15 protein-coding genes are annotated in these 21,815 nt (G+C 64.9%); 9 read left to right on the top strand and 6 right to left on the bottom strand.

Going from position 1 to position 21,815, the window contains the following annotated elements; genetic code table 11:
• Positions 1–73: 73 nt before the first annotated feature.
• From D3I60_RS16515 to D3I60_RS16505, 3 genes are all read right to left on the bottom strand, one after another.
• Positions 74–2,836 (bottom strand): DNA gyrase/topoisomerase IV subunit A, encoded by a 2,763-nt coding sequence (locus tag D3I60_RS16515; protein WP_262777687.1) that lies wholly within the window; start codon positions 2,834–2,836, stop codon positions 74–76.
• 147 nt (positions 2,837–2,983) lie between these two features.
• Entirely contained in the window at positions 2,984–3,538 is a 555-nt protein-coding gene (locus D3I60_RS16510) for a TetR/AcrR family transcriptional regulator (protein WP_262777685.1), read from the bottom strand.
• A gap of 277 nt (positions 3,539–3,815) precedes the next feature.
• Positions 3,816–6,488, bottom strand: coding sequence for a bifunctional acetate--CoA ligase family protein/GNAT family N-acetyltransferase (locus D3I60_RS16505; RefSeq protein WP_262777683.1), 2,673 nt, complete (start codon positions 6,486–6,488; stop codon positions 3,816–3,818).
• Positions 6,489–6,568: 80 nt separating this feature from the next.
• Here D3I60_RS16505 and D3I60_RS16500 point away from each other — a divergent pair, with 80 nt between their 5' ends.
• The 9 genes from D3I60_RS16500 (at position 6,569) to manA (ending at position 19,244) form a co-directional block, all read left to right on the top strand.
• A complete protein-coding gene (locus tag D3I60_RS16500; RefSeq protein ID WP_262777681.1) occupies positions 6,569–7,156 on the top strand; it encodes a DUF5998 family protein in 588 nt (195 codons plus the stop codon).
• Between the two features lie 80 nt (positions 7,157–7,236).
• On the top strand, positions 7,237–8,346 hold the full coding sequence (locus D3I60_RS16495) for an alkaline phosphatase family protein (RefSeq protein ID WP_262777680.1): 1,110 nt from the start codon (positions 7,237–7,239) through the stop codon (positions 8,344–8,346).
• 53 nt (positions 8,347–8,399) lie between these two features.
• On the top strand, positions 8,400–9,671 hold the full coding sequence (locus tag D3I60_RS16490) for a class I SAM-dependent methyltransferase (RefSeq protein WP_262777679.1): 1,272 nt from the start codon (positions 8,400–8,402) through the stop codon (positions 9,669–9,671).
• 66 nt (positions 9,672–9,737) lie between these two features.
• The gene (locus tag D3I60_RS16485) at positions 9,738–10,940 is read left to right on the top strand and encodes a 5-(carboxyamino)imidazole ribonucleotide synthase (RefSeq protein WP_262777677.1); all 1,203 of its coding nucleotides are present in this window, start codon (positions 9,738–9,740) and stop codon (positions 10,938–10,940) included.
• 78 nt (positions 10,941–11,018) lie between these two features.
• A complete protein-coding gene (purE, locus tag D3I60_RS16480; RefSeq protein WP_262777676.1) occupies positions 11,019–11,546 on the top strand; it encodes a 5-(carboxyamino)imidazole ribonucleotide mutase in 528 nt (175 codons plus the stop codon).
• A 35-nt stretch (positions 11,547–11,581) separates the two neighbouring features.
• Positions 11,582–12,733 (top strand): acyl-CoA dehydrogenase family protein, encoded by a 1,152-nt coding sequence (locus D3I60_RS16475; protein ID WP_262777674.1) that lies wholly within the window; start codon positions 11,582–11,584, stop codon positions 12,731–12,733.
• A 347-nt stretch (positions 12,734–13,080) separates the two neighbouring features.
• The gene (locus D3I60_RS16470) at positions 13,081–14,601 is read left to right on the top strand and encodes an LCP family protein (protein ID WP_262777672.1); all 1,521 of its coding nucleotides are present in this window, start codon (positions 13,081–13,083) and stop codon (positions 14,599–14,601) included.
• 265 nt (positions 14,602–14,866) lie between these two features.
• Positions 14,867–17,635 (top strand): NlpC/P60 family protein, encoded by a 2,769-nt coding sequence (locus D3I60_RS16465; protein WP_262777671.1) that lies wholly within the window; start codon positions 14,867–14,869, stop codon positions 17,633–17,635.
• Positions 17,636–17,924: 289 nt separating this feature from the next.
• Complete coding sequence (gene manA, locus D3I60_RS16460) at positions 17,925–19,244, top strand: mannose-6-phosphate isomerase, class I (protein WP_262777669.1); 1,320 nt, start codon at positions 17,925–17,927, stop codon at positions 19,242–19,244.
• 404 nt (positions 19,245–19,648) lie between these two features.
• Here the strand turns inward: manA and D3I60_RS16455 are convergent, their stop codons facing one another.
• From D3I60_RS16455 to D3I60_RS16445, 3 genes are read right to left on the bottom strand one after another with little or no spacing between them, the layout of a single operon-like run.
• The gene (locus tag D3I60_RS16455; protein WP_262777667.1) at positions 19,649–20,311 is read right to left on the bottom strand and encodes a CoA transferase subunit B; all 663 of its coding nucleotides are present in this window, start codon (positions 20,309–20,311) and stop codon (positions 19,649–19,651) included.
• 12 nt (positions 20,312–20,323) lie between these two features.
• On the bottom strand, positions 20,324–21,094 hold the full coding sequence (locus D3I60_RS16450) for a CoA transferase subunit A (protein WP_262777665.1): 771 nt from the start codon (positions 21,092–21,094) through the stop codon (positions 20,324–20,326).
• Positions 21,082–21,774 carry a hypothetical protein gene (locus tag D3I60_RS16445; RefSeq protein WP_262777663.1) on the bottom strand — a complete coding sequence of 231 codons (693 nt, stop codon included), beginning with the start codon at positions 21,772–21,774 and terminating at the stop codon, positions 21,082–21,084. Before D3I60_RS16445 ends, D3I60_RS16450 begins: the two co-directional genes overlap by 13 nt.
• Between the last annotated feature and the right edge of the window lie 41 nt (positions 21,775–21,815).

The raw sequence follows: 21,815 nt of genomic DNA, 5'->3' as shown, positions 1-21,815 counted from the left end.
GACACCGAGGTGGTGGGCCCAGCCGTTGTGCCGACTGCCGGGGCCAGTACCCGCCGTTGAGTCGGCCCTGAGCTCAGAACAGGGCGGAGTCCTCGTCCTCATCGTCCTCGTCATGGGAGACGATCACGGCGCCTTCGGTGTCGAACTTCGACCGCGCGATCTCGTCCTTGGCCTCGTCGAGGTCGAGATCGAGCTCATCGAAACTGGTCGCCAGTCCCTGCTGTTTCCGTTGCTTCTCGCCCGCGGATCGCTGTCCTCCGGACTTCGGCTTCTTTTTGCCGATGCCGGACGCAGACTCCGCGTCAGCTTCGGCGTCGGCTGCAGCCTTAGCCGAACTGCCATCGTCGGCCGCCGGGGAGTAGTCGTGGGATTCGGCGCCGCCGAGGCGGGGCAGGGTGCCGATGACATCGATCTTCGACTCCAACGGCGATCCCGTCCCATCGCGACGGGACAGCTCGGCCGGAAGAGTACGTGCACCGCCGGCGGTGGCCGCAGCCTGCGGAGAGTCGCCGACCCAGGCCAGCGACAGTTCGGTTTCGCCCTTGAGGAACTTGTGGGCGCGCACCCCGGAGGTGGCGCGACCCTTGGTCGGGAACTCGGAGAATTCGCTGACCTTGATCGACGAGGATGGGGCACCGTAGAAGTTCTCACCGCTGGCGATCGTGACGACCGCGAAGCTGCCGAGCTCGGCATCCGCGGCACCGTCCTCGTCGGTCTTCGCCGCCTTCGGGGTCATACCGAAGAAGATCACCTTCGCCTCGGCGGCCACCTTGATTCCGGCCACACCCGAGGCGTTCCAGCCCTGGGCGCGAAGACCGGAGGCGTCGAAGGCGAGCAGCTGAGCATTCGAGGTCACGAACACGGAGAGGGAATCGTCGATGTCCTCGGGTTGGGCGACTCCGACGACGGAGTCTTTGCCCTTGAGGGTGATGACTTCCCACTCGTTCTTGTTCGGCCGACCGGCCACCGACACGCGTTTGACGACGCCGTCGGCGGTGCCGAGGACGAATTCCCGGTCGAGGTCGACCAGACCGATGATCTTCTCGTTCTTCTCCAGCGCCGCATATTCGGCGATCTTCACACCGCCGGCGACATTGGGCCGTGCCGCGGCCGGCGGCAGGGCGGGCAGATCGACGACGTCGACCATGTGCAGTCGACCGGTGGTGGTGATGGCACCGACCTTGCCCTGAGTGGTGGTGACGATCTCCGAGACCAGCGCGTCATGGCTGGAGCGGCGACCCTCACGTGCCAGCGGAGCGGCATCGGAGGTGCGCGCAATGCGTCCCGACGTCGACAGCAGCACCCGGCAGGGAGAATCGGCGATCTTGAGGTTCGAAGGAGCCTTCTTGCCCTTGGCCGTCAGCTCCTTCATCGAGCCTTCGATGAGGACGGTGCGTCGCGGAGAGCCGATGACCTCGGCAGTGGACTCCAGCTCCGAGGCGACGAGTTCGCGCAGCTTCGCCTCATCGGCGAGCAGCGATTCGAGGTAGTCGATCGTCTTCTTCAGCTCGTCGCGTTCGGCCTCGAGCTCGAGACGCGAGAACTTCGTGAGCCGGCGCAGCTGCAGATCGAGGATGTAGGTCGCCTGCAGCTCGGAGAGCTCGAAGACGTCCATGAGGCGGGTGCGGGCCGTGGCTGCATCGTCCGAGGAGCGGATGAGTTGGATGACCTCATCGATGTCGAGGATCGCAATGAGCAGACCTTCGACGAGGTGGAGCCGGTCCTTGGCCTTGCGCAGCTGGAAGACCGTGCGCCTGCGCACCACGTCGATGCGATGGGAGAGGTAGACCATGAGCAGCTCGCGCAGTCCCAAGGTCCGCGGCTGTCCCTCTACGAGGCAGACGTTGTTGATGCTGAACGATTCCTCGAGCGGCGTCTGGCGGTAGAGCTCGGCCAGCACCGCCTCGGGGTTGAAGCCGTTCTTCACGCCGATGACCAGACGCATGCCGTTCTTGCGATCCGAATAGTCATCGATCGAGGCGATTCCGGACAGCTTCTTCGCCCCGACCGCGTCCTTGACCTTCGACACGACCTTCTCCGGTCCCACGAGGTAGGGCAGTTCGGTGACGACGATACCCTTGCGGCGGGCACTGATGTTCTCGATGGACACGGTGGCGCGGGTGCGGAAGGTGCCGCGACCGGACTCATAGGCCTCGCGCACGCCGTCGAGGCCGATGATCCGCCCGCCGGTGGGCAGATCCGGGCCGGGGATGAAGCGCATGAGCTCCGAGAGTCCGGCATCGGGATTGCGGATGAGGTGGGCGCAGGCGGCGATGACTTCGCCGGGATTGTGCGGGGCCATGTTCGTGGCCATGCCGACGGCGATGCCCGAGGCGCCGTTGATGAGCAGATTCGGGAAGGCGCTGGGCAGAACCTCGGGCTGGGTGAGCGTGTTGTCGTAGTTCGGCACGAAGTCGACGACGTCTTCGTCGAGCCCGGCGATCATGTGCATCGACGCGGTCGTCAGTCGAGCCTCGGTGTAGCGCGGGGCAGCGGGACCATCGTCGAGGGAGCCGAAATTGCCGTGGCCGTCGACCAAGGGCACACGCATGATGAAGCCCTGGCTGAGGCGCACGAGGGCGTCATAGATCGCGGTGTCGCCGTGCGGGTGGAGCTTGCCCATGACATCGCCGACGATGCGGGAGGACTTCACATGTCCGCGGTCGGGGCGCAGCCCCATATCGCCCATCTGGTAGACGATGCGACGCTGGACGGGTTTGAGACCGTCCCTGGCATCGGGCAGGGCGCGGGAGTGGATGACCGAGACCGCATATTCGAGGAACGAACTCTCCATCTCTGAGGAGACGTCGACTTCGATGACTCTGCCTTCGGGCATGGAACTCCTTTGACGCACGATCTGTTCGATTCGAACACCCGCCCGCGCCGAGGCCTGACCTCAGTGGGGGAGGGCACCCGTCGATTCTAGCGTTCGATTTGCGAACTCCTGCTCAATCGGGCGTTCCCGGAGGGTTCGTGTCGGAGCTCAGGCATCTTCGCGGCCGCTGCGCAGCCACTGGAAGAACTCCTTGAGGTACGCCTCGACATGCGAACGATCGGCCGTGCCGGCGACGAGTTCGCCGACCATCATGCCCGCCACCGAGCTGTTGACCCGCTGCGCATACTCGGCGTCGATGCCGGCGAATCGCATGATGAATTCTCTGATCGCGCGGAGGTTCTTCTCCTTGGCGATCACTGCCTCCGGCGGCAGCGCCGGATCCAGGCTGAGCATCATCATCGTGTAGAACCGGTTGCGGTCCGTGGTCAGCCAGTTCATGCAGAAGTCGACGGCGACCTCGATCGGGTCCGCGCCCGGAGCACGCACGAGCTCCGGCAGGCGTTCGAGCTGCTGGGAGTTGAGCTCTCCGATGCGCTCCATGATTCCGGTGATCAAGGCATCGCGGGTGCGGTAGACATTCGAAGTCGACCCCACCGGCAGTTCGGCCAGTGCATCGACTGCCCGATGTGTGAGTCCGCGGACTCCTTGTTCGGCGACTACGGCGATCGCGGAGTCGGTGACTACGTCTCTGCGCGAAATCATGACTGTGAGGCCTCGCTCTCGTGGGACACCTGCTGAACGCGGGCGCCTGGGACGGTGGATGACCAGTGACTGGCCACAGACAATGGCCGCCGGAGCGGCCATTCATTAAAACACGAATTCATAACATTTCGTGGTGAACGGATACAGACACTACCCGTCAAGTCTGCGAATTGGTATAGGACGCGCCAATATGCCGCTGTGACAGTGAAATTCGAAGACGGCCTGCGGCGAGTATGGATTCTCCTTTCAGCTGGGCGGGTGTCTGCTCCGATCCGTCTCAGCTCAGCAGTCGACGGGTGCTGTCGATCCGAGTCGGGTCGGGCAGGAGGTCGACGTGGGCGCTGAGCACATGCGACTCGGTCTCTGTGGCGACCATCGGGTGGATGACGAGCTCGAGGATCTGCGGATGGTTCTCCACCAGCACAGCGAGCCTCTCCAGCACATTGCGCAGCGGTTCGATGTTCATCGGCGGCAGACCGCGATAGCCGAACAGCCGCGGGGAGGCCTTGATCGACCGGATCATGTCCCCGGCCTCCTTGTCGGTGATCGGGGCGACCCGATGAGCGACATCGCCGAGCAGCTCGGTGGTGTCCCCGGCCAATGAGAACGCCAGCAGCGGACCGAGCAGCGGATCCTCACCGGCGCGGAGGACGCAGGGGACACCATGCGGGGCCATAGCTTGGACGTCGACGAGCGGTTCATCCTCACCGGCCAGCTGCCGGATGGTCTCCTGGATCGCGGTGAAATCCTCGGCGAGCTCCTCGGGGGAGTCGATGTTCAGGCGCACACCGCCGAGCTCCATCCGATGCCGCAGCACCGTGGTCACGGCCTTGAGGGCGACCGGATACCCGATCTTCTCAGCCGCGGCGATTCCTTCGTCCACCGAGGATGCCGTGACGTAGGGAAGCACCTCGATTCCGTAGGCGCTGAGCAGGTCGCGGACGTCGTCGCGTTCGAGCCTGACGGGGGAGCCCGACTGTGCCCCTTCCAGGGCTGCGTCGATGATCGTCCGCACCTTCTTGTCATCGATGTCGTCGAGCTCGGTGTAGCGCCCGTGGTCGGCGGCCCTCCACCGGGCATAGTCCGTGGCCCTGGCCAGAGCCCACACAGCATCTTCGGGACCGATGTAGCTGGGGACGGTGTGGGAGACCCGGCTGCCCGCCTCATCGGTGAGGTACGTGGTCAGTTCGTCTTGGACACCGTGGATGCCGAGGAAGCAGGCGACCGTGGTCTTCCCCGAGCGTGCCGCTGACTCGGACAGCAGCCCGGCGATCTCGGTCTCCTCCGCACCAGCCGACGGAGTGAAGGTGACGATGACGGAGTCGATGTCGTCGCGGGCATACATCGCATCGAGTTCGGTCCGGAAGGTCTCCGCATCGACCTCGGGGTGCAGGGACACGGGCTCGGTGTCGACGCGCAGACCTTCGGAACGGGCGCGCTGCATGATCAGGGTACTCATCGCCGCGGAGTTGCCGATGACCCCGACCCGGCGGCCCGCCGGCAGCTTCTGGGTCGAGAACACCTGGGTGAGGTCGAAGAGCTGGTGGATCGTATCCGCGCGGATCACTCCCGCCTGCTCGAGCACCTGGTCGAGAGTGTTCGGCGCCAGGGAAGAGGTGCGCACGATATGTCCGGGCGGCAGCTCCCGGCCCGTGAGGTCGGACTTGATGACGACGACGGGTTTGACGCGGGAGACTCGACGGGCGATGCGCGAGAACTTGCGCGGGTTGCCGATGGATTCGAGGTAGAGGCCGACGGTCTGCGTGGCCGGATCCTCCTCCCAGTACTGGAGGAGGTCGTTGCCGGAGAGGTCGGCGCGGTTGCCTGCGGAGACGAAGGTGGAGATGCCCAGTCCGCGGGTCTTCGCCGCCGCTAGCAGGGCGGTGCCGAGGGCTCCGGACTGACTGAAGAGCCCGAGCGTTCCGGAGGCCGGGAGGAACGGGGCCAGGGAGGCGTTGAGCGAGATGTCGGCGGCCTCGTTGACCAGTCCGAAGGAGTTCGGCCCGACCACGCGCATTCCGTAGGCGCGGGAGGTTGCGACCATGCGGCGCTGGAGTTCGGCCCCTTCGGGACCGGTCTCGGCGAATCCGGAGGAGATGACGAGCACAGCTTTGACCCCGTGCACGGCACAGTCCTTGACCACCTCGGTGACGGATTCGGCGGGCACGGCGATGACCGCGAGGTCGGCCTTGCCCGGCAGATCGGCGAGGCTCGGATAGGCCTGGACGCCGGCGATCTGATCGGCTTCGGGGTGGACGACCCACAGGTCGCCGGTGAACTTCGCGGCCGTGATGTTGCGGATGAGCAGATGGCCGGTGGAGTTGCGTTTGCGGCTGGCGCCGATCACCGCCACCGAGGCGGGGTGGAGGACCGTGCGCACGCTCAGGGCCTCGGCCCTGTGCTCCCTGGAGGCCTGCACTTCGATGGACCGTGCCGTGGGATCGATGTCGAACTTCACGGCCACGACACCGTCATCGAACCCGCGGGAGACCTCGTAGCCGGCGGCTTGGAAGACCTGCAGCATCGACCGGTTCTGGGGAAGCACCTCGGCGGTGAATCGCTGGATCCCCGATTCGCGCGCGGCCGCGGCCAGATGCTCCAGCAGGATCGAACCGACCCCGCGACCCTGGTGGGCGTCGGCGATGTTGAACGCCACCTCGGCGTCGGTGTCGCTGATCCGATCGAAGCGGCCGACGCCGATGATGTCGTCGCCGATGAGCATGATCAGCGCCACTCGGTCGCGGTGGTCGACGTTGACGAAGCGGTCGAGGTCGCGTTTGGGAAGCCGGGGCAGCGGAGCGAAGAAGCGCAGGTAGACGGACTCCGGCGATTGGGCTTCGTGCATGCGGGCCAGAGCAGCGGAATCGTCAGGGGTGATCGGGCGAAGGTGGGCGGTGCCGCCGTCGCGGAGGACGACATCGGCTTCCCACCCGGCAGGATAGTCTTCCATGGTCCCAGCATATGCGTCGGACGTCCGGATATGGCCGACCTCGCTGGGACAAGTCAGAGGAGTGGGGCACAATGGTGGGCATGGCATTACCCGAAGTTCTCGTTCACGATCTGCAGTCGGCCGGCTACTATCCCCAGCTCACTCAGGGCATCCTCGCCGACTCGCTCTACGACGAACCGGTCTTGGCCCACTTCGTCCACATCGACACACATGTCGACATCGAATCCATCCACCGGCATGTCACCGCCTTCGTCCTCACCGAGACCCGCCTCCTGCTGGCTCACGTCGATGACGATCCGAACGCGGAACCCGGCGCCAAACCCCGCGCCGTCACGAGCAGCGAGGACATCGAACTCGATCGCCTGGGCACCGTGATGGTCGGCCGCACCTTCGCCGATCCAGCCGCCTACAATCCCGGCGACAAGCCCGTCGAGGTCTCGCTGACCATGTCGTGGGGTGCGTCGAAGCGCATCGAGGCCTTCCCCGAGACCTGCGGAGATCCCAACTGCATGGGCGATCACGGATACGGCGGATCGATCTTCGCCGAGGATGTCATGCTCCGGGTCTCGGCCGAGGCCGAAGGGCAGGCCGCCGTCGACCGAATGGCCGACTTCGCTGGGAAGCTTCGCGCCGCAGTCTTCCACGCCCGGCTGCGGTCGCGCCGCTGATGAGCGAGGACTCGACGAGTCAAAGGCAGCAGTTCCCATCCGGTGCTGAGCCCCTGGGGCCCCCGGACTATGCGGGTCCCATGCTCTCCGATGTCGTTCCCGCCGCGGCGCTGAGCCTCGGTGCGGCCGACGCCCTCGATGCGCCGATGTCCGGCCGTGCACGAACGCTCGGACTCGACCGGGAGTCCCGGGCGACGATCGTCGTGCTCATCGACGGTCTCGGGGAGCAGCAGCTGCGCCGCTACAGCGGATACACTCCCTTCTTCCGGTCGCAGGCCGGAACACGCCGCACCCTGTCCGCCGGATTCCCGTCGACGACGGCGAACTCTCTGTCGTCATTGGCCACGGGCCGCCTGCCCGGCGCCCACGGCGTGGTCGGCTACCGCGTCCTCGACCCGGAGAAGGACGCGGTGTTCAACCAGCTGACGTGGAACCTCGACGTCGACCCCGTAGCCTGGGTCCCCGATGCGACGCTCTTCGAACGCCTCACCGATGCCGGAATCGATGTGGTCAGCCTCGGAGAGAAGAAGTTCGCCGGACGCGGCCTCAACCGGGCCTCGCTGCGCGGCGGCAGATTCCGGGACTCGAAGACCCTGGAGGAGCGCTGTGCCCAGGCCCTGGCCGAAGCGAGGGCTCCGGGCCGCCGCCTCGTCTACCTCTATTGGGGCAATCTCGACAAGACCGGTCATGTGCACGGTGCGGACTCCGCCGCTTGGACCGAAGAACTCGAACGCGTCGATCTCGCCCTGTCCCGACTCGCCTCCGACCTGCCGCACGACGCGACCATGCTCATGACCGCCGACCACGGCATGGTCGACGTCGACCACGAACGTCGTTTCGACCTCGCTGAACTCCCTGAGCTCAAGGCCGGCCTGCGCCACGTCGGCGGAGAGCCGCGCGCACTGCATCTCTACGCCGCTGAGGGCGCGGAGGCGGACGTGCTCTCGGTCTGGCAGGAGACGCTCGGCGACCGCGGGCTCATCCTGCCGAAAGCCTCGGCGATCGACCGCGGCTATTTCGGTCCAGTCGCCCCGCACGTCTATCCGCGGATCGGGGATTTCCTTGTCATCTGCACCGATGGCTTCGCCGTGGTCGATTCGGAAGTGGAATCCGCCTCGGCGCTGGCCCTCATCGGTCACCATGGTTCCACCACGGAGCAGGAGCTGCAGATCCCGCTGCTCGTCGTGTGAGCGGTGCCGACTGCAGCCGAGATGACTGACCACCGACCTTCTGGGAGCACCCGTTGACGACGATCCGCTGGACCGAGGACGGCATCGGCCGCGCAGCCGACTGGCATTCGGAGAACGGTGCGCCGCCTCCCGCGAATGTGCAGATCATCGGAGACGAGACAACCGCCGACGAAGCCTGCCGGTTGGCACGCGCCGGAGTTGGACTGCTGTGGCGCGGAGACTTCCACAACGGCCGTCAACTCGTCCAGGCGATGAGCCGTCGGCTCAGAGGCGACCGAGGCGGAAACCGTGAAACCACAGGGGGCCGACGTTCCGGCAGCCGTCGCGGCGGCCGGGGTCGATCCCGCGACAGACGGGGCAGAGACCAATTCGTGGGATCCGGGGACAGCGATGGCCCTGCTCTCGATCCCGCTCTGTCATTCTTCGCGGAACGTGACGCCATTGCGCAGCGGGCCCGGCTGCTCGGCAGAGTGGTCGTCGAGCTCGGCCCGGACTTCGGCCTCGCCCTGCGCCGTGCCCCCGACGTCGCCGCCGCCTGCCGCGCCGCCTACGGCCCGGCCGACGGACCGGTCTGCGTGTCGCTCATCGAACTCGGCGGAGTGCTCAGCGCTTATGAATGGCAGCTGCGAGGAGTCGAGATCCCGGCTCTGGGCGATTCCGTCCACCCGCGCTACGGCGTCTTCTCGCCTGTGCGGGGAGAGTACCTCGATCTCGTCGCGCAGACGCGCCTGCCGTGGGGAAGGAATGCCGGTTCGGTTTCGACCGGCACGGATTCCGCGCGGACGACCGGCACCGCATTCGACCTCGGAACGGGGACCGGAGTCCTCGCCGCGATCCTGCTGCGGCGCGGCGCTGCGACAGTGGTGGCCACCGACATCAACCCGCGCGCCGTCGCCTGCGCCAGTGAGAACCTCGACCGTCTCTGTCCTGGTGCCGATGTGAGCGTGATCGAGGCCGACCTGTTTCCGCCTGGTCGTGCCGACCTCATCGTGTGCAATCCGCCGTGGCTGCCGGCCCAGCCGACCTCGGCACTCGAGATAGGCATCTACGATCCGGACTCCACTGTCCTCCATCGCTTCGTCGAGATGCTGACCGACCACCTCACACCGGCTGGGGAGGGATGGCTGATCATCTCGGACCTCGCCGAACGATTGGGCCTCAGGCCCTCAGGTGAACTCCGCGAACGCATCGAGGCGGCAGGACTGCGCGTGCTCGAACGCATCGACACGGTGCCCCGCCATCCCCGCGCCGCTGATACCGCCGACGCGCTCCACGCTGCGCGCAGCGCCGAAGTGACCTCACTGTGGCGACTGGGACTGAGATGAGCTGCCGACCGCTCGGCTGATCCACGCTATGACCGCAGTCGATCCGCGACAGGCGCGGAAGATAGGATGGAACACGTGACTTTTCCTCGAATCGGTGTCATTGGCGGCGGACAACTGGCACGCATGCTCGCCCCCGCCGCAGAAGCCCTCGGCGTCCGCTTCTCCGTTCTCGCGGAGACCGGCGACGCCCCCGCCACACAGGTCATCAACGAGGTGACCGTCGGTGACTATACGGACTATCGGACTCTCAAGGCCTTCGCCGAGACCGTCGACGTCATCACCTTCGACCACGAACACGTCCCACCTGAGCATCTGCAGGCCCTTGTCGAGGCCGGACACGCAGTGCGCCCCGGACCCGATGCCCTTATCTTCGCTCAGGACAAGATCCGGATGCGCACGAAGATGGACGAGCTCGGTCTGCCCAACCCCGCATGGGCGGAGATCACCTCGGCCGCCGATGTCGAAGCGTTCGCCGCTCGAGTCGGATACCCCTTCATCCTCAAGACGCCCCGCGGAGGCTATGACGGCAAGGGAGTGCGCGTCATCGACAGCCTCGACGAGGCCGTCGAGTGGCTGAACGAGGTTCCCCAGCTGCTCGCCGAGGAGAAGGTCGACTTCACCCGGGAGCTCGCCGTCATGGTCGGGAGGTCCCCGATGGGACAGACCGCAGTATGGCCGGTCGTCGAGACCTGGCAGCAGAACGGCGTGTGCAAGGAGGCCATCGCCCCGGCTCCCGATCTGCGTGATGAGAAGGCGCGGGCCATCACCGAAGCGATCCTCACGGTCGCCGGCACCCTCGAAGTCACCGGCGTCATGGCGATGGAGATGTTCGAGACTGCCGAGGGCTTCCTCATCAACGAATTCGCGATGCGTCCGCACAATACTGGTCACTGGACCCAGGACGGAGCGGTGACGAGCCAATTCGAGCAGCACCTCCGCGCGGTCCTCGACCTTCCACTCGGCAGCCCCGCGGCACGGGAGGACGTGTCCGTGATGGTCAACATCCTCGGCGCTGATCACGAGGACCTCTATCAGCCTTACCTGCACGTCATGGCTCACGACCCGGCGGTCAAGGTCCACCTCTACGGCAAGGGGGTGCGCCCGGGTCGGAAGGTCGGCCACGTAAATGCCTACGGCGAGGATCGGCAGCTCGTGCTCGCTCGAGCGCGGCATGCCGCCGATTTCATCGCCGGCGTCGACGTCGATCCGCATCCGCAGATGCCCGCGCCGGAGAACCTCCGGGCCGAGAGCGAATCCGGCACACGCTGAGTCCCGGCGCCGACTGCACCCCGGACCCACCCGGCACCCATCCGCGGGTATCAACCGCCTGCAACGAAGGAAACACAAATGACCACAGCAAATGAAGGCTCCACTCCGACGGCGGCTCCGGTCGGCATCGTCATGGGCTCGGACTCGGACTGGCCGACGATGAAAGCCGCCGCCGACGCCCTCGACGAACTCGGCATCGAATCGAGCGCCGAGGTGGTCTCTGCCCACCGCATGCCCGAGGACATGGTCGACTGGGCTAAGTCCGCGGCCGCTCGCGGCGTCCGAGTGATCATCGCCGGAGCCGGGGGAGCAGCCCATCTGCCCGGAATGATTGCGTCGATGACCTCGCTTCCGGTCATCGGAGTCCCCGTGCCCCTGAAGTACCTCGACGGAATGGACTCGCTGCTGTCCATCGTGCAGATGCCCGGAGGGGTTCCCGTGGCCGCCGTTTCGATCGGCGGCGCCAAGAACGCCGGCCTGCTGGCGGCGCGCATCCTCGGGGCCGGGCATGGCACCGAAGCCGAGGCTGTGCGCACACGTCTCGACGACTATCGCAGCCAGCTGCGGCAGGTCGCTCTCGACAAAGGCAGGGCGCTGCCGGAATAATAGGGCTTGCTGAACGTTTGATAAGTCTGAGGAGAATGATGTTCGACCTGTACCAGCCCAGCGAAGAGCACGAAGAGATCCGCGCCGCGGTCCGCAATGTCGTCGAGAAGAAGATCGCGCCATTCGCGGCCGAGGTCGACGCAGACTCCCGCTACCCGCAGGAGGCGCACGACGCCCTCGTCGAGACGGATTTCTTCGCCGCACACATCCCCGAAGAGTACGGGGGCATGGGTGCTGATGCGCTGGCAGTGGCGATCATCATCGAAGAGGTCGCACGCGGCTGCGTCTCGTCCTCGCTGATTCCGGCTGTGAACAAACTCGGCAGCATGCCCGTACAGCTCGGAGGCAGCGAAGAGATCAAGAAGAAGTACTTCCCGTCCGTGGCCGCTGGAGAAGCAGGATTCTCCTACGGACTGTCCGAGCGCGAAGCCGGATCCGACACCGCATCGATGAAGACCCGCGCCGAACGCGACGGCGACGACTGGATCCTCAATGGTGTCAAGACCTGGATCACCAACGCCGGAGTATCCGAGTACTACACGGTCATGGCCGTGACCGACCCCGACGGAGCCCGCGGACGCAACATCTCCGCCTTCGTCGTCGAGAAGTCCGATGAGGGCTTCACCTTCGGTGAGAAGGAGCGCAAGCTCGGCATCAAAGGCTCGCCCACCCGCGAGCTCCTCTTCGACAACGTCCGCCTGCCCGGCGACCGCATCGTCGGTGAGCCCGGGGAAGGTCTGAAGATCGCCCTGCGCACCCTCGACCACACTCGAGTCACGATCGCCGCGCAGGCCGTCGGCGTCGCCCAGGGCGCGCTCGACTACGCCTTGGCCTACGTCAAGGATCGGCAGCAGTTCGGCAAGTCGATCGCCGATAATCAGGCGATCCAGTTCACGCTCGCCGATATGGGCATGAAGCTCGAGGCTGCACGCCAGCTGACCTACACCGCTGCCGCCAAGAGCGAACGCGGCGACGACGACCTCACGTACTTCGGCGCCGCGGCGAAGGCCTTCGCCTCCGATGCCGCGATGGAGATCACCACTGACGCCGTGCAGCTGCTCGGCGGTGCCGGCTACGTCGTCGACCACCCGGTCGAGCGGATGATGCGCGATGCGAAGATCACGCAGATCTACGAAGGCACCAATCAGATCCAGCGCATGGTGATGGGACGCAAGCTCCTCGCCTGAACCGGGCTCGAGGTCTGAGCTGCTGGCCGCACATGGTCAAGGCTGCTCGGTGCCGGCCGATCCGTCTCGAACGGGTGCCGTGGTTTCCCCGGACGGGGAGTCTGCGGTGCCCGTTCTTCTGTCTGTGAAGAATTGCACACGCGACGAATCCGACATGCGCGGCGCGGATGTGCCGGAATCGATGGTTCTCACGCGACACAATAGGTGAACACAGTGGACTCTGAAGTCTCTTTGGCACAGTTGTCTGCTGTGGACATCCTCTGGGGCGATGCGACCTGTGCGTGGCCACCCGCGGATGTCGATGCCGGAAGCAGTCCGTGAGCAGAGCCCGAAGCGAAGGGAAGTCAGTGGCCGAAACGAGATATGTGGACCCGATCCGCCACCCGTCGTATGCTTCGCAGCCGACGCGTGATGTGCGGGCGTGGCTTCTGCTTCTCGTCACGGCTCTCGTGCCCGGGGGAGTGCAGCTGCTCTTCGGCCACCGCCGCTGGGCGAAGATCTCTCTGTCGATCACCGCCATCAGCTGGATCCTTGCCCTGATCGCCGGTGTGATCGTCCTCATCAGCCGGACGTTCCTCTTCACCATCGGCACGAACCCGTTCATCCTCACATTTCTGACCATCTGGGTGCCCGTCATTGCGATCAACTGGGCGGTGTGCCTGTTCGACACCCTGCGCCGCATCCGGATCGTCACGATCTCCCGAAGGGCCCGCAAACGCTTCGTGGCGGCCTTCTGTGCTCTCCTGCTCATCGTCGTGGGCCCCTTGGCTTGGGGGACGACGATTCTCAACTCGCAGCGCGGACTGATGAGCGACCTGTTCGCCTCGGGCAAGGCACTCAAACCCGTCGACGGCCGATACAACATCCTGCTGCTGGGTTCGGACGCCGGAAAAGGGCGGACAGGAATCCGACCGGACTCGCTGTCGCTGGTCTCGATCGATGCGAAGACCGGCAAATCCGTCATCATCGGCCTGCCTCGCAATATGGAGAATGTGCCGTTCCCGGACGACTCTCCGCTGCACAAGCATTACCCGCAGGGATACAACTGCGGGGACGAATGCCTGCTCAACGCCGTCTTCCAGCAGGGCGAACAGCACAAGGATGAGTTCGAGGACCCGAAGACTGCCGGCGAGCAGGCGACGATGGACGCCGTTTCGGGCGCCACCGGCCTCGAGGTCCAGTACTACGCGATGATCAACCTCAAGGGATTCGAGAACCTCATCGACTCCCTCGGCGGAATCACCCTCGTCTCCGGCAAGCGAGTGCCGATCTCGTCGAAGGTCGATCCGACCACGGGCGAGCATGGGCCGGTCAAGGGATGGATCGAACCGGGCAAACAGAAGCTCGACGGCTTCCACGCGCTGTGGTTCGCCCGCTCCCGAGAGTTCTCCAGCGACTACGAGCGGATGGTCCGCCAGCGCTGCGTACAGACGGCGATGGTCAAACAGCTAGACCCGGCCACGGTGCTCACCCGCTACCAGTCGATCGCGAAAGCCACTCCGGGGGCCGTGTCGACGGACATCCCATCGTCTCAGGTGGACTCGTTCGTCGACCTCGCGCTCAAGGTGAAATCGCAGAAGATCGATTCCGTCGACCTCACCCCGCCGCGCATCACTCCGTCGCAGCCCGACTTCGATGTGGCACATCAGCTGGTAGCCGATAAGATCGAGGAGTCGTCGAAGTCCTCCGAAGGGGACAAAGGCGCGTTCTCGGTTCCCGGAAGCGACCTGTCAGCCGCCGCCGGAGTCGATGTGGGACTCGATCCGAACCCCGGTTCAGGGCCGCAGCTGCTGGCGCAGGGTGCCGGCGACACCTCTGCTGACAACGGCGAAGAAGCCGACGCAAAGGCGATCTGCTACGTGCCGTGAGGCGCCGCAGTGGGGTCGGTCGTGATGAGACCAATGACCGAACCGGCCGATCCCATGACGATTCCGGGAAAATCTTTTGCTCGGTGTGTCCCTTGCCAATACTGGGAACCACACTCGTGTAATTAGAATATTCTGCTCTGTGGCTAGTCTGACACGCCGAAAATGTGTAACAATTTTGAGATGTTGGGGTTGCCCACCGTTCTGCCAACGGTGAAGGGGACCTCGAGGCCTGAACTTCCCTGTCTTCCTCGAAAAGGCTGTAACGATGAAATATCTATTGCCCACTGTTGCGGGCTGCGCTTCTATTGCGCTGGTCGGCACCTTAGCGGTCACGGCACCGTCGGCTTCCGCAGCCACGACGTCGCCTGATGTGTCCAAAGAGGCGCTGAACGTCAGCAAAGAAGGACTCAACGTCCCTGGTGCCCGCGATTCCAGTGATTCCACCGCCACTGCCGCCAATCAGAGCGCCACGAGCAATCTGCCGAATATCTTCAAATCGCAGACTGCCCTGGCCTCGGCCAAGGTGCCCGATATCGTCAACGCGTCGGCGTCGGCGTCTGCGGGTGCGGTCAACAACGTCTCCGCCGGACTGACCTCCGGAGACGACGAGGCCGCGCCGTCCGAGGGATCGGCTCCGTCCGAGACCGAGCAGGCTCCTGCCGAGGGCGCAGAGACCGAGACCCCGAAGTCCGAGGACGAGGACGCGAAGGATTCGTCCGACGAGTCGAAGGTCGAGGGCGAAGACGACATCTCCGGTTCGGTCCGTCAGAAGACCGAAGACGGAGTGAACATCGCGCTCATCTCCGATGTCCTCGATGTTCCCGCGAACAACCCGAGCCTTGTCGGCTTCACCTTCTCCGAGTCGAAGTCCAATATCCGCATCCAGGTCCGCACCAAGCAGGGGTCGGAATGGGGCAATTGGGACACCCTGGACGAAGAGCAGCAGGAAGAAGCCCAGAACAAGGGTTCGGAGCCGATGACGGTGTCGAACGCTTCCGCTGTGCAGATGCGCATCCTCGGTGACTCCGCACCGAGCGAGGCCGAGCTCGTCCTCGTCGATCCGAAGCGGGACGCCGGCGACGCTCAGGCCGTCGCCGAGAACGATCCCGTCGAGCTCGACGATCAGGTCGGCGGCGACTCCGCCGGTGCTGAAACCGCGCCGGAGCAGTCGACCGAGGACGCGACCGACGCCGAGGCGGCATCCGCAGAGAACGTCGACGCGGCCGCCGGTGCGACGGTGACCAACCAGAACTACGTACCCGGATCGTCGACGGTGGACACCGTGGCGAAGAAGGTGTCGAAGCCGAAGATCGGCTCGCGCAGCTCGTGGGGTGCCAAGGCCTACCGCGGCAGCCCCGACTACGCCAGCGGCATCAAGCAGGCCGTTGTTCACCACACCTCCGGCTCGAACAGCTACTCGGCTGCCGACGTTCCCGGAATCATCCGTGGTATTCAGGCCTACCACCAGCAGGGCCGCGGCTGGAATGACATCGGATACAACGTCGTCGCAGACAAGTACGGCCGCCTCTGGCACGCCCGCGGCGGTGACGTCTCGAAGGCCGTCATCGGCGCTCACGTTGCCGGACACAACACCGGAACCTTCGGCATCTCCGTGCTGGGTACCTACAACAGCGCGGCCCCGCCGAAGAAGACACGCGACGCCGTCGCCTCCGCGATCGCCTGGAAGTTCTCGATCAACGGAATCTCCAAGGCGACGAAGTCGAACCTGGTCGGCCACCGCGATCTGGGACAGACCGACTGCCCGGGTGACGCCTTCTACGCCAAGCTGGGTGAGATGCGCTCGACGGTCAACTCGATCCTGAAGACCGGCGAACAGCCCAGCGACAGCAAGGGCGGTTCGGACGACAAGTCCAAGGACGACGATTCCAAGAAGGACGACGACAAGAAGACCGAGAAGCCGAAGGCGAAGACCTCGATCGAGAAGTACGCCGAGAAGAACAAGCTCGGCAAGGCTCTCGGCAAGGAATACGACGTCAAGGGCGTCGCTGGTGCCAAGGCACAGAAGTTCGAGAAGGGCACCGTCTACTGGTCCAAGAAGACCGGCGCCTACCACCTGTCCGGAGCGATTGCTTCGGCATACAAGGGCAATGCAGTCACCGACTTGGGGCTGCCCACCTCTGCGGAGAAGGGCGGCCTCAAGGGCGGGGGCGTCGCGCAGCGCTTCGAGAAGGGCTCGTTCTACTGGTCGAAGACCACCGGCGCTCACTACACCTCCGGCACGATCATGAAGTACTGGGGTGACAAGGGGACCGTCAAGGGGCACCTCGGTTACCCCAAGTCGGACGTGGTCTACAAGAAGGGCCGCGGTGAGCAGCTCTTCCAAGGCGCACGTCTGGTCTGGGCCGAAGGCTACGGGACCACCGAGTTCTCTCCCAAGGGTTCGATCGCCGGCGGAGTCAGCGACGACAATGCTCCGGGCGGCTCGACGCCGCCGGGAGACGATTCCACAGATGACAAGTCGCCTGCAGACTCCGGGGAAGGTTCTGCAGACGACAAGGGATCGAAAGACGACAAGTCCAAGGACGACTCCAAGAAGGACGACAAGTCCAAGGACGACTCCAAGAAGGACGACAAGTCCAAGGATGACAAGTCCAAGGACGATAAGAAGAAGGACGACGACAAGAAGAAGGACAAGCCGTCCAAGGCCGAGAAGATCGCGGCCCAGCGTGCGTCCATCATCAAGGATGCGAAGTCCAACCTCGGCGTCAAGTACGTCTGGGGCGGCACCTCGCCGAAGTCCGGTTGGGACTGCTCGGGCTACACCCAGTACGTCTATGGCAAGAACGGCATCAAACTGCCGCGCACAACCAGTCAGCAGCGTTACGCCGGCAAGGAGATCTCGCTCAAGGACGCCAAGGCCGGCGACCTGATCTGGATTCCCGGTCATATCGGAATCATCTCCGAGACCAAGGGTCAGATGTACGATGCAGGCTCGACGCGGACGAACACCACGAAGCGCAGCTACAGCTGGATGCTGAACCGTGGAGCCAAGGTCATCCGCGTAGTCGGCTGACACCAGGCATCGAGGACAGGGCATACACCGCCTGCCGGCCAGTGCCCCGAGGACGATCCCATTGTGGATCTCCCTCGGGGCATTGTCTGGTTTCCCAGACGATTCCGGACGCGGCAGTGACCGGGCCATATGTATCTGTGCAGGTGACAAGCGGTGAATAGATTGTGACTTCGGCTGAACAGTCAGTGAAGTGCCGACCCCGGCCACGACAGCGGGGCTAGGCTGGACTGAGCACAACCGGAAATCACCGGATACGAATCCGACTCGATCCTGTCAAAGGGGGCCCGCAGTGCATCGTCTGCACAATACGGTCAAGAAGTTCGAATGGGGCAGCACCGACGCGATTCCCGCGATCCTCGGCACAGTCCCGGACGGCACCCCCTGCGCGGAACTCTGGCTCGGAGCACATCCGGTCAGCCCCTCTCGAGTCGATGTCGGGCACAAGCGGGCTCAGGCTCCGCTGGAACGGCAGAACCGCCTCGGCGGGCAGCAGACGACGGGCAGCGTGGCGACCGAGGCCGAGCCTCGGCTCGGACCCAACCTCATCGAGTACCTGGCGGGGGACCCTGAAGGTCTGCTCGGCCATGACTCCCTCGAGTCCTTCGGAGCGCGACTGCCGTTCCTGCTCAAGGTGCTCTCGGCGAGCAAGGCCCTGTCGATCCAGGTGCACCCGAACCGCGCACAGGCCCGGGCCGGATTCGCCGCCGAGGAAGCGACCGGACCGGCACTGGACGCTCCCGACCGGAACTTCAAAGACGCCTCGGCGAAACCGGAGCTCATCTACGCACTCACCGACTTCCACGCGCTCACGGGATTCCGCCCGCGCAAGGCCGTGCGAGCCACATTCGAACGGATGCTCTCCCAGCCGCTGACTCCGCCGTCCTTGGACGTGCTCGGAGCGATCATCGCAGCGCTGAAGTCCTTCAGCGAGTCCAAGGCGCTGTCTCGAGCCGTCGAAATCATCCTCAGCGATCCGCGGACGCCCGGGCTCGTCGACGAGGTGGCTGCCCACGGAATCGACGAACTGCCGGTCGGACACATCAGCCGGTCGGGCAGTGCGGTCGACCCGGCGCAGACGTTCTGCGAGCTCGTCACCGACTATCCCCATGACCCCGGTACGTTGGTCGGACTCATGCTCAACCGAGTTCACCTGCAGCCGGGTGAAGCGCTGACCATGGACGCCGGAGTGCTGCATGCCTACCTCTTCGGCACAGGCATCGAGATCATGGCCTCGAGCGACAACGTCGTGCGCGGCGGGCTGACCTCGAAGCACGTCGACATCGAACAGCTGTCGAAGATCACGGACTTCCACGCTGGCGCACCTCGGATGGTCGAGCCCGATCACTCGGGAATGCTGCTGGGACCCACCGATGATTTCGCTCTGCAGGCACTGCGATGCCCGCGCACGACGACGGTGGAACGGCGCGGTGCGGCGATCGTGCTGTGCACCGCGGGAACTGTCACACTCAGCTCGCTCGGCTCGACGCTCACCCTCGAACGGGGGAAGAGCGCGTTCATCGCGGCCAACGAACCGACGGTGACGGCCGATGGCCACGGCGACCTGTTCGTGGCGACCACCGGACTGAACTCCGGAGCTGCCGGCCGCTGAGCACGCGCTGTCCGCCACCACCGGCGGCTGAGCTCGTCTGCTCAACTCGCCTCTGCGAATGCTTACTCACCACTGCTGATCGGTGTGCAGGGCCACTGCAGAGTGATTGTCGGATCGATCTGCGGTGATTTCTACGTAACCACCGTGGATCGACCCAACAATCTGCGTTTCCAACGGCGTCGAGCAACGCCCGACGGCCCTGACGGACGAATCCGGTGTTCGGCGGCGGTCGACGCTGGCGCGTGGGCGGTCAAGACTGCGGTGCGCTGGCAGCAGAACACAGAACAGTGGTCACGTTCGGATACTTCTGAGCGATCAGAGCATCCGAACGTGACCACTGTTCGATCACCAAGTGTCCTCGTTCGGACACTTCTCGGGTCGGGCCGGGGCCGGTCACCTGGAACTCAGGCGGCGACCTCGATGGTGGCGACGTCCTCGGGGACGATCACCTCGGCGCCGGTCTTCTCCTTGACTTCGTCGACGGTCACGCCCGGGGCGAGTTCGACGAGGGTGAACGCGTCACCGCTGACGTCGAGTACGGCGATGTCGGTGATGATGCGCTCGACGACGCCCTTTCCGGTCAGCGGCAGTTCGCACGACTTCAGCAGTTTGTGCGAACCGTCCTTGGCGACGTGGTCCATGATGACGATGACGCGCTGGGCACCGTGCACGAGGTCCATCGCGCCGCCCATGCCCTTGACCATCTTGCCCGGGATCATCCAGTTCGCGATGTCTCCGTTCGTGGCTACCTGCATGGCGCCGAGGATCGCGGCGTTGATCTTGCCGCCGCGGATCATCCCGAAGCTCGCCGCAGAGTCGAAGTACGCGGCGCCCGGGTTCATCGTGACGATCTCCTTGCCCGCGTTGATGAGGTCGGGGTCGATCTCATCCTCGGTCGGGTATGGGCCGACGCCGAGCAGGCCGTTCTCCGACTGGAGCACGAGGTGGACACCCTCGGGCAGAAAATTGGGCACCAGGGTCGGCATGCCGATGCCGAGGTTGACGTAGCTGCCGTCTTCGAGTTCCTGGGCGGCACGGGCCGCCATCTGATTGCGTGTCAATGACATTTCTGTGTCTCCTCAGGCTTCTCGTACGGTGCGCTTCTCGATGGGCTTGTCCGCCACCTGTTCGGGCGTCAGCGGCACCACGCGGTGGACGAAGACGCCTGGCACGTGGACCATGTCCGGATCGATCTCGCCGGGTTCGACGAGCTTTTCGACCTCGGCGATGGTGATGCGCGCCGACTGTGCGGCCGGGGGATTGAAGTTCCGTGCCGAGGAGTGGAAGACGAGGTTGCCGTGCCGGTCACCGATCGCGGCACGCACAAGTGCGTAGTCGGGAGCCAGGGACTTCTCGAGGACGTATTCCTTCTCTTCGCCGAAGGTGTCGAAGACCTTCGTCTCCTTGGCCGGAGATTCCTTGACGACGTTGCCGTCCGCGTCGTACTTCCAGGGCATGCCGCCCTCGGCGACCTGTGTCCCAGCGCCCGTGATGGTGAAGAAGCCCGGGATGCCGGCGCCTCCTGCACGCAGCTTCTCCGCCAGGGTGCCCTGCGGGGTGAGTTCGACCTCGAGTTCACCGGAGAGGTACTGACGAGCGAATTCCTTGTTCTCGCCGACATACGAGGCGATGATGCGGCGGAGTCGCCCGTCGGCGAGCAGGATGCCCAGTCCGCGGCCGTCGACGCCGGCGTTGTTCGAGATCACCTCGAGGTCTTCGGCTCCCTGGTCCTGGAGGGCCCGAATGAGGAATTCGGGCACGCCCACGACACCGAAGCCGCCCACGGCGATCGATGATCCATCTGCAATGTCGGCCACCGCTGCTGCGGGGGTATCAACTACTTTGTCCATGTGCCCAGTGTGCCATGGACCACTCCCAGCCCGGCGGCCAGGTCCGTGATGCGAGCATCGTCGACTCTGCTGGTGAGCAGGACCTCACCACCGCCGAGGAGGTGCTGAAGAAAGCGCGGCCACTCGCCCGGCAGCGGGGTCGAGTTCGAGGCGAGCAGTCCCTGCGGGCGGGCAGCGTTGATCGATTCGGAACTCGTCCAGTCGATGATCTGACCGTCCACTTCGAGGATTCCCGAAGCGTCTAGGCGACGCGCTGTGACATCGGGGTAGGCGCGGATGGCGGAATTGACGTCGATGAAGTCGGTATCGACCGGGGTGCTCAGCGCCAGGGCCGGGGGATTGAAGACGAAGACCTCATCGGCGTCGGCCACCTGGTCATCATCCTCATGGCCGAAGGGAACGAGGGCCATGAAGTCCTCGTCCGGTGATTCGTTCGCGATGACGATGCGGCCCCCGGCCAGCAGGACACTGAGGACAGCGACGAGTTCGCGCCAGTGCAGCCCCTCCGGCAGAGGAGCGAAGAGAGTGAAGTCCGGTCCGAGGTCGTAGTCGCCGAAGAGCCCGACTCCCTTATTCACCCAGTTCGAGACGACCGGACCGGTGAGGTCGAGTCGATCGAATTCGGGTCCGCGCCAGATGAGGACGGGCCCACCGGTGCGCGCGATGACTGAGAGATCCATATCCGCTTCCATGTTTGTGTTTCGAGGGCAATCTGCCGGGA

Origin of the sequence: Brevibacterium permense, assembly GCF_025506275.1 — a bacterium.
GTDB lineage: Bacteria > Actinomycetota > Actinomycetes > Actinomycetales > Brevibacteriaceae > Brevibacterium > Brevibacterium permense_A.
This window is presented reverse-complemented; position numbering and strand designations above follow the sequence as displayed.

Coding starts and splice junctions, on each gene's coding strand:
- D3I60_RS16515 (WP_262777687.1), bottom strand. CDS start 2,836: ATGCCCGAAGGCAGAGTCATCGAAGTCGACGTCTCCTCAGAGATGGAG.
- D3I60_RS16510 (WP_262777685.1), bottom strand. CDS start 3,538: ATGATTTCGCGCAGAGACGTAGTCACCGACTCCGCGATCGCCGTAGTC.
- D3I60_RS16505 (WP_262777683.1), bottom strand. CDS start 6,488: ATGGAAGACTATCCTGCCGGGTGGGAAGCCGATGTCGTCCTCCGCGAC.
- D3I60_RS16500 (WP_262777681.1), top strand. CDS start 6,569: ATGGCATTACCCGAAGTTCTCGTTCACGATCTGCAGTCGGCCGGCTAC.
- D3I60_RS16495 (WP_262777680.1), top strand. CDS start 7,237: ATGCTCTCCGATGTCGTTCCCGCCGCGGCGCTGAGCCTCGGTGCGGCC.
- D3I60_RS16485 (WP_262777677.1), top strand. CDS start 9,738: ATGGAACACGTGACTTTTCCTCGAATCGGTGTCATTGGCGGCGGACAA.
- purE (WP_262777676.1), top strand. CDS start 11,019: ATGACCACAGCAAATGAAGGCTCCACTCCGACGGCGGCTCCGGTCGGC.
- D3I60_RS16475 (WP_262777674.1), top strand. CDS start 11,582: ATGATGTTCGACCTGTACCAGCCCAGCGAAGAGCACGAAGAGATCCGC.
- D3I60_RS16465 (WP_262777671.1), top strand. CDS start 14,867: ATGAAATATCTATTGCCCACTGTTGCGGGCTGCGCTTCTATTGCGCTG.
- D3I60_RS16455 (WP_262777667.1), bottom strand. CDS start 20,311: ATGTCATTGACACGCAATCAGATGGCGGCCCGTGCCGCCCAGGAACTC.
- D3I60_RS16450 (WP_262777665.1), bottom strand. CDS start 21,094: ATGGACAAAGTAGTTGATACCCCCGCAGCAGCGGTGGCCGACATTGCA.
- D3I60_RS16445 (WP_262777663.1), bottom strand. CDS start 21,774: ATGGATCTCTCAGTCATCGCGCGCACCGGTGGGCCCGTCCTCATCTGG.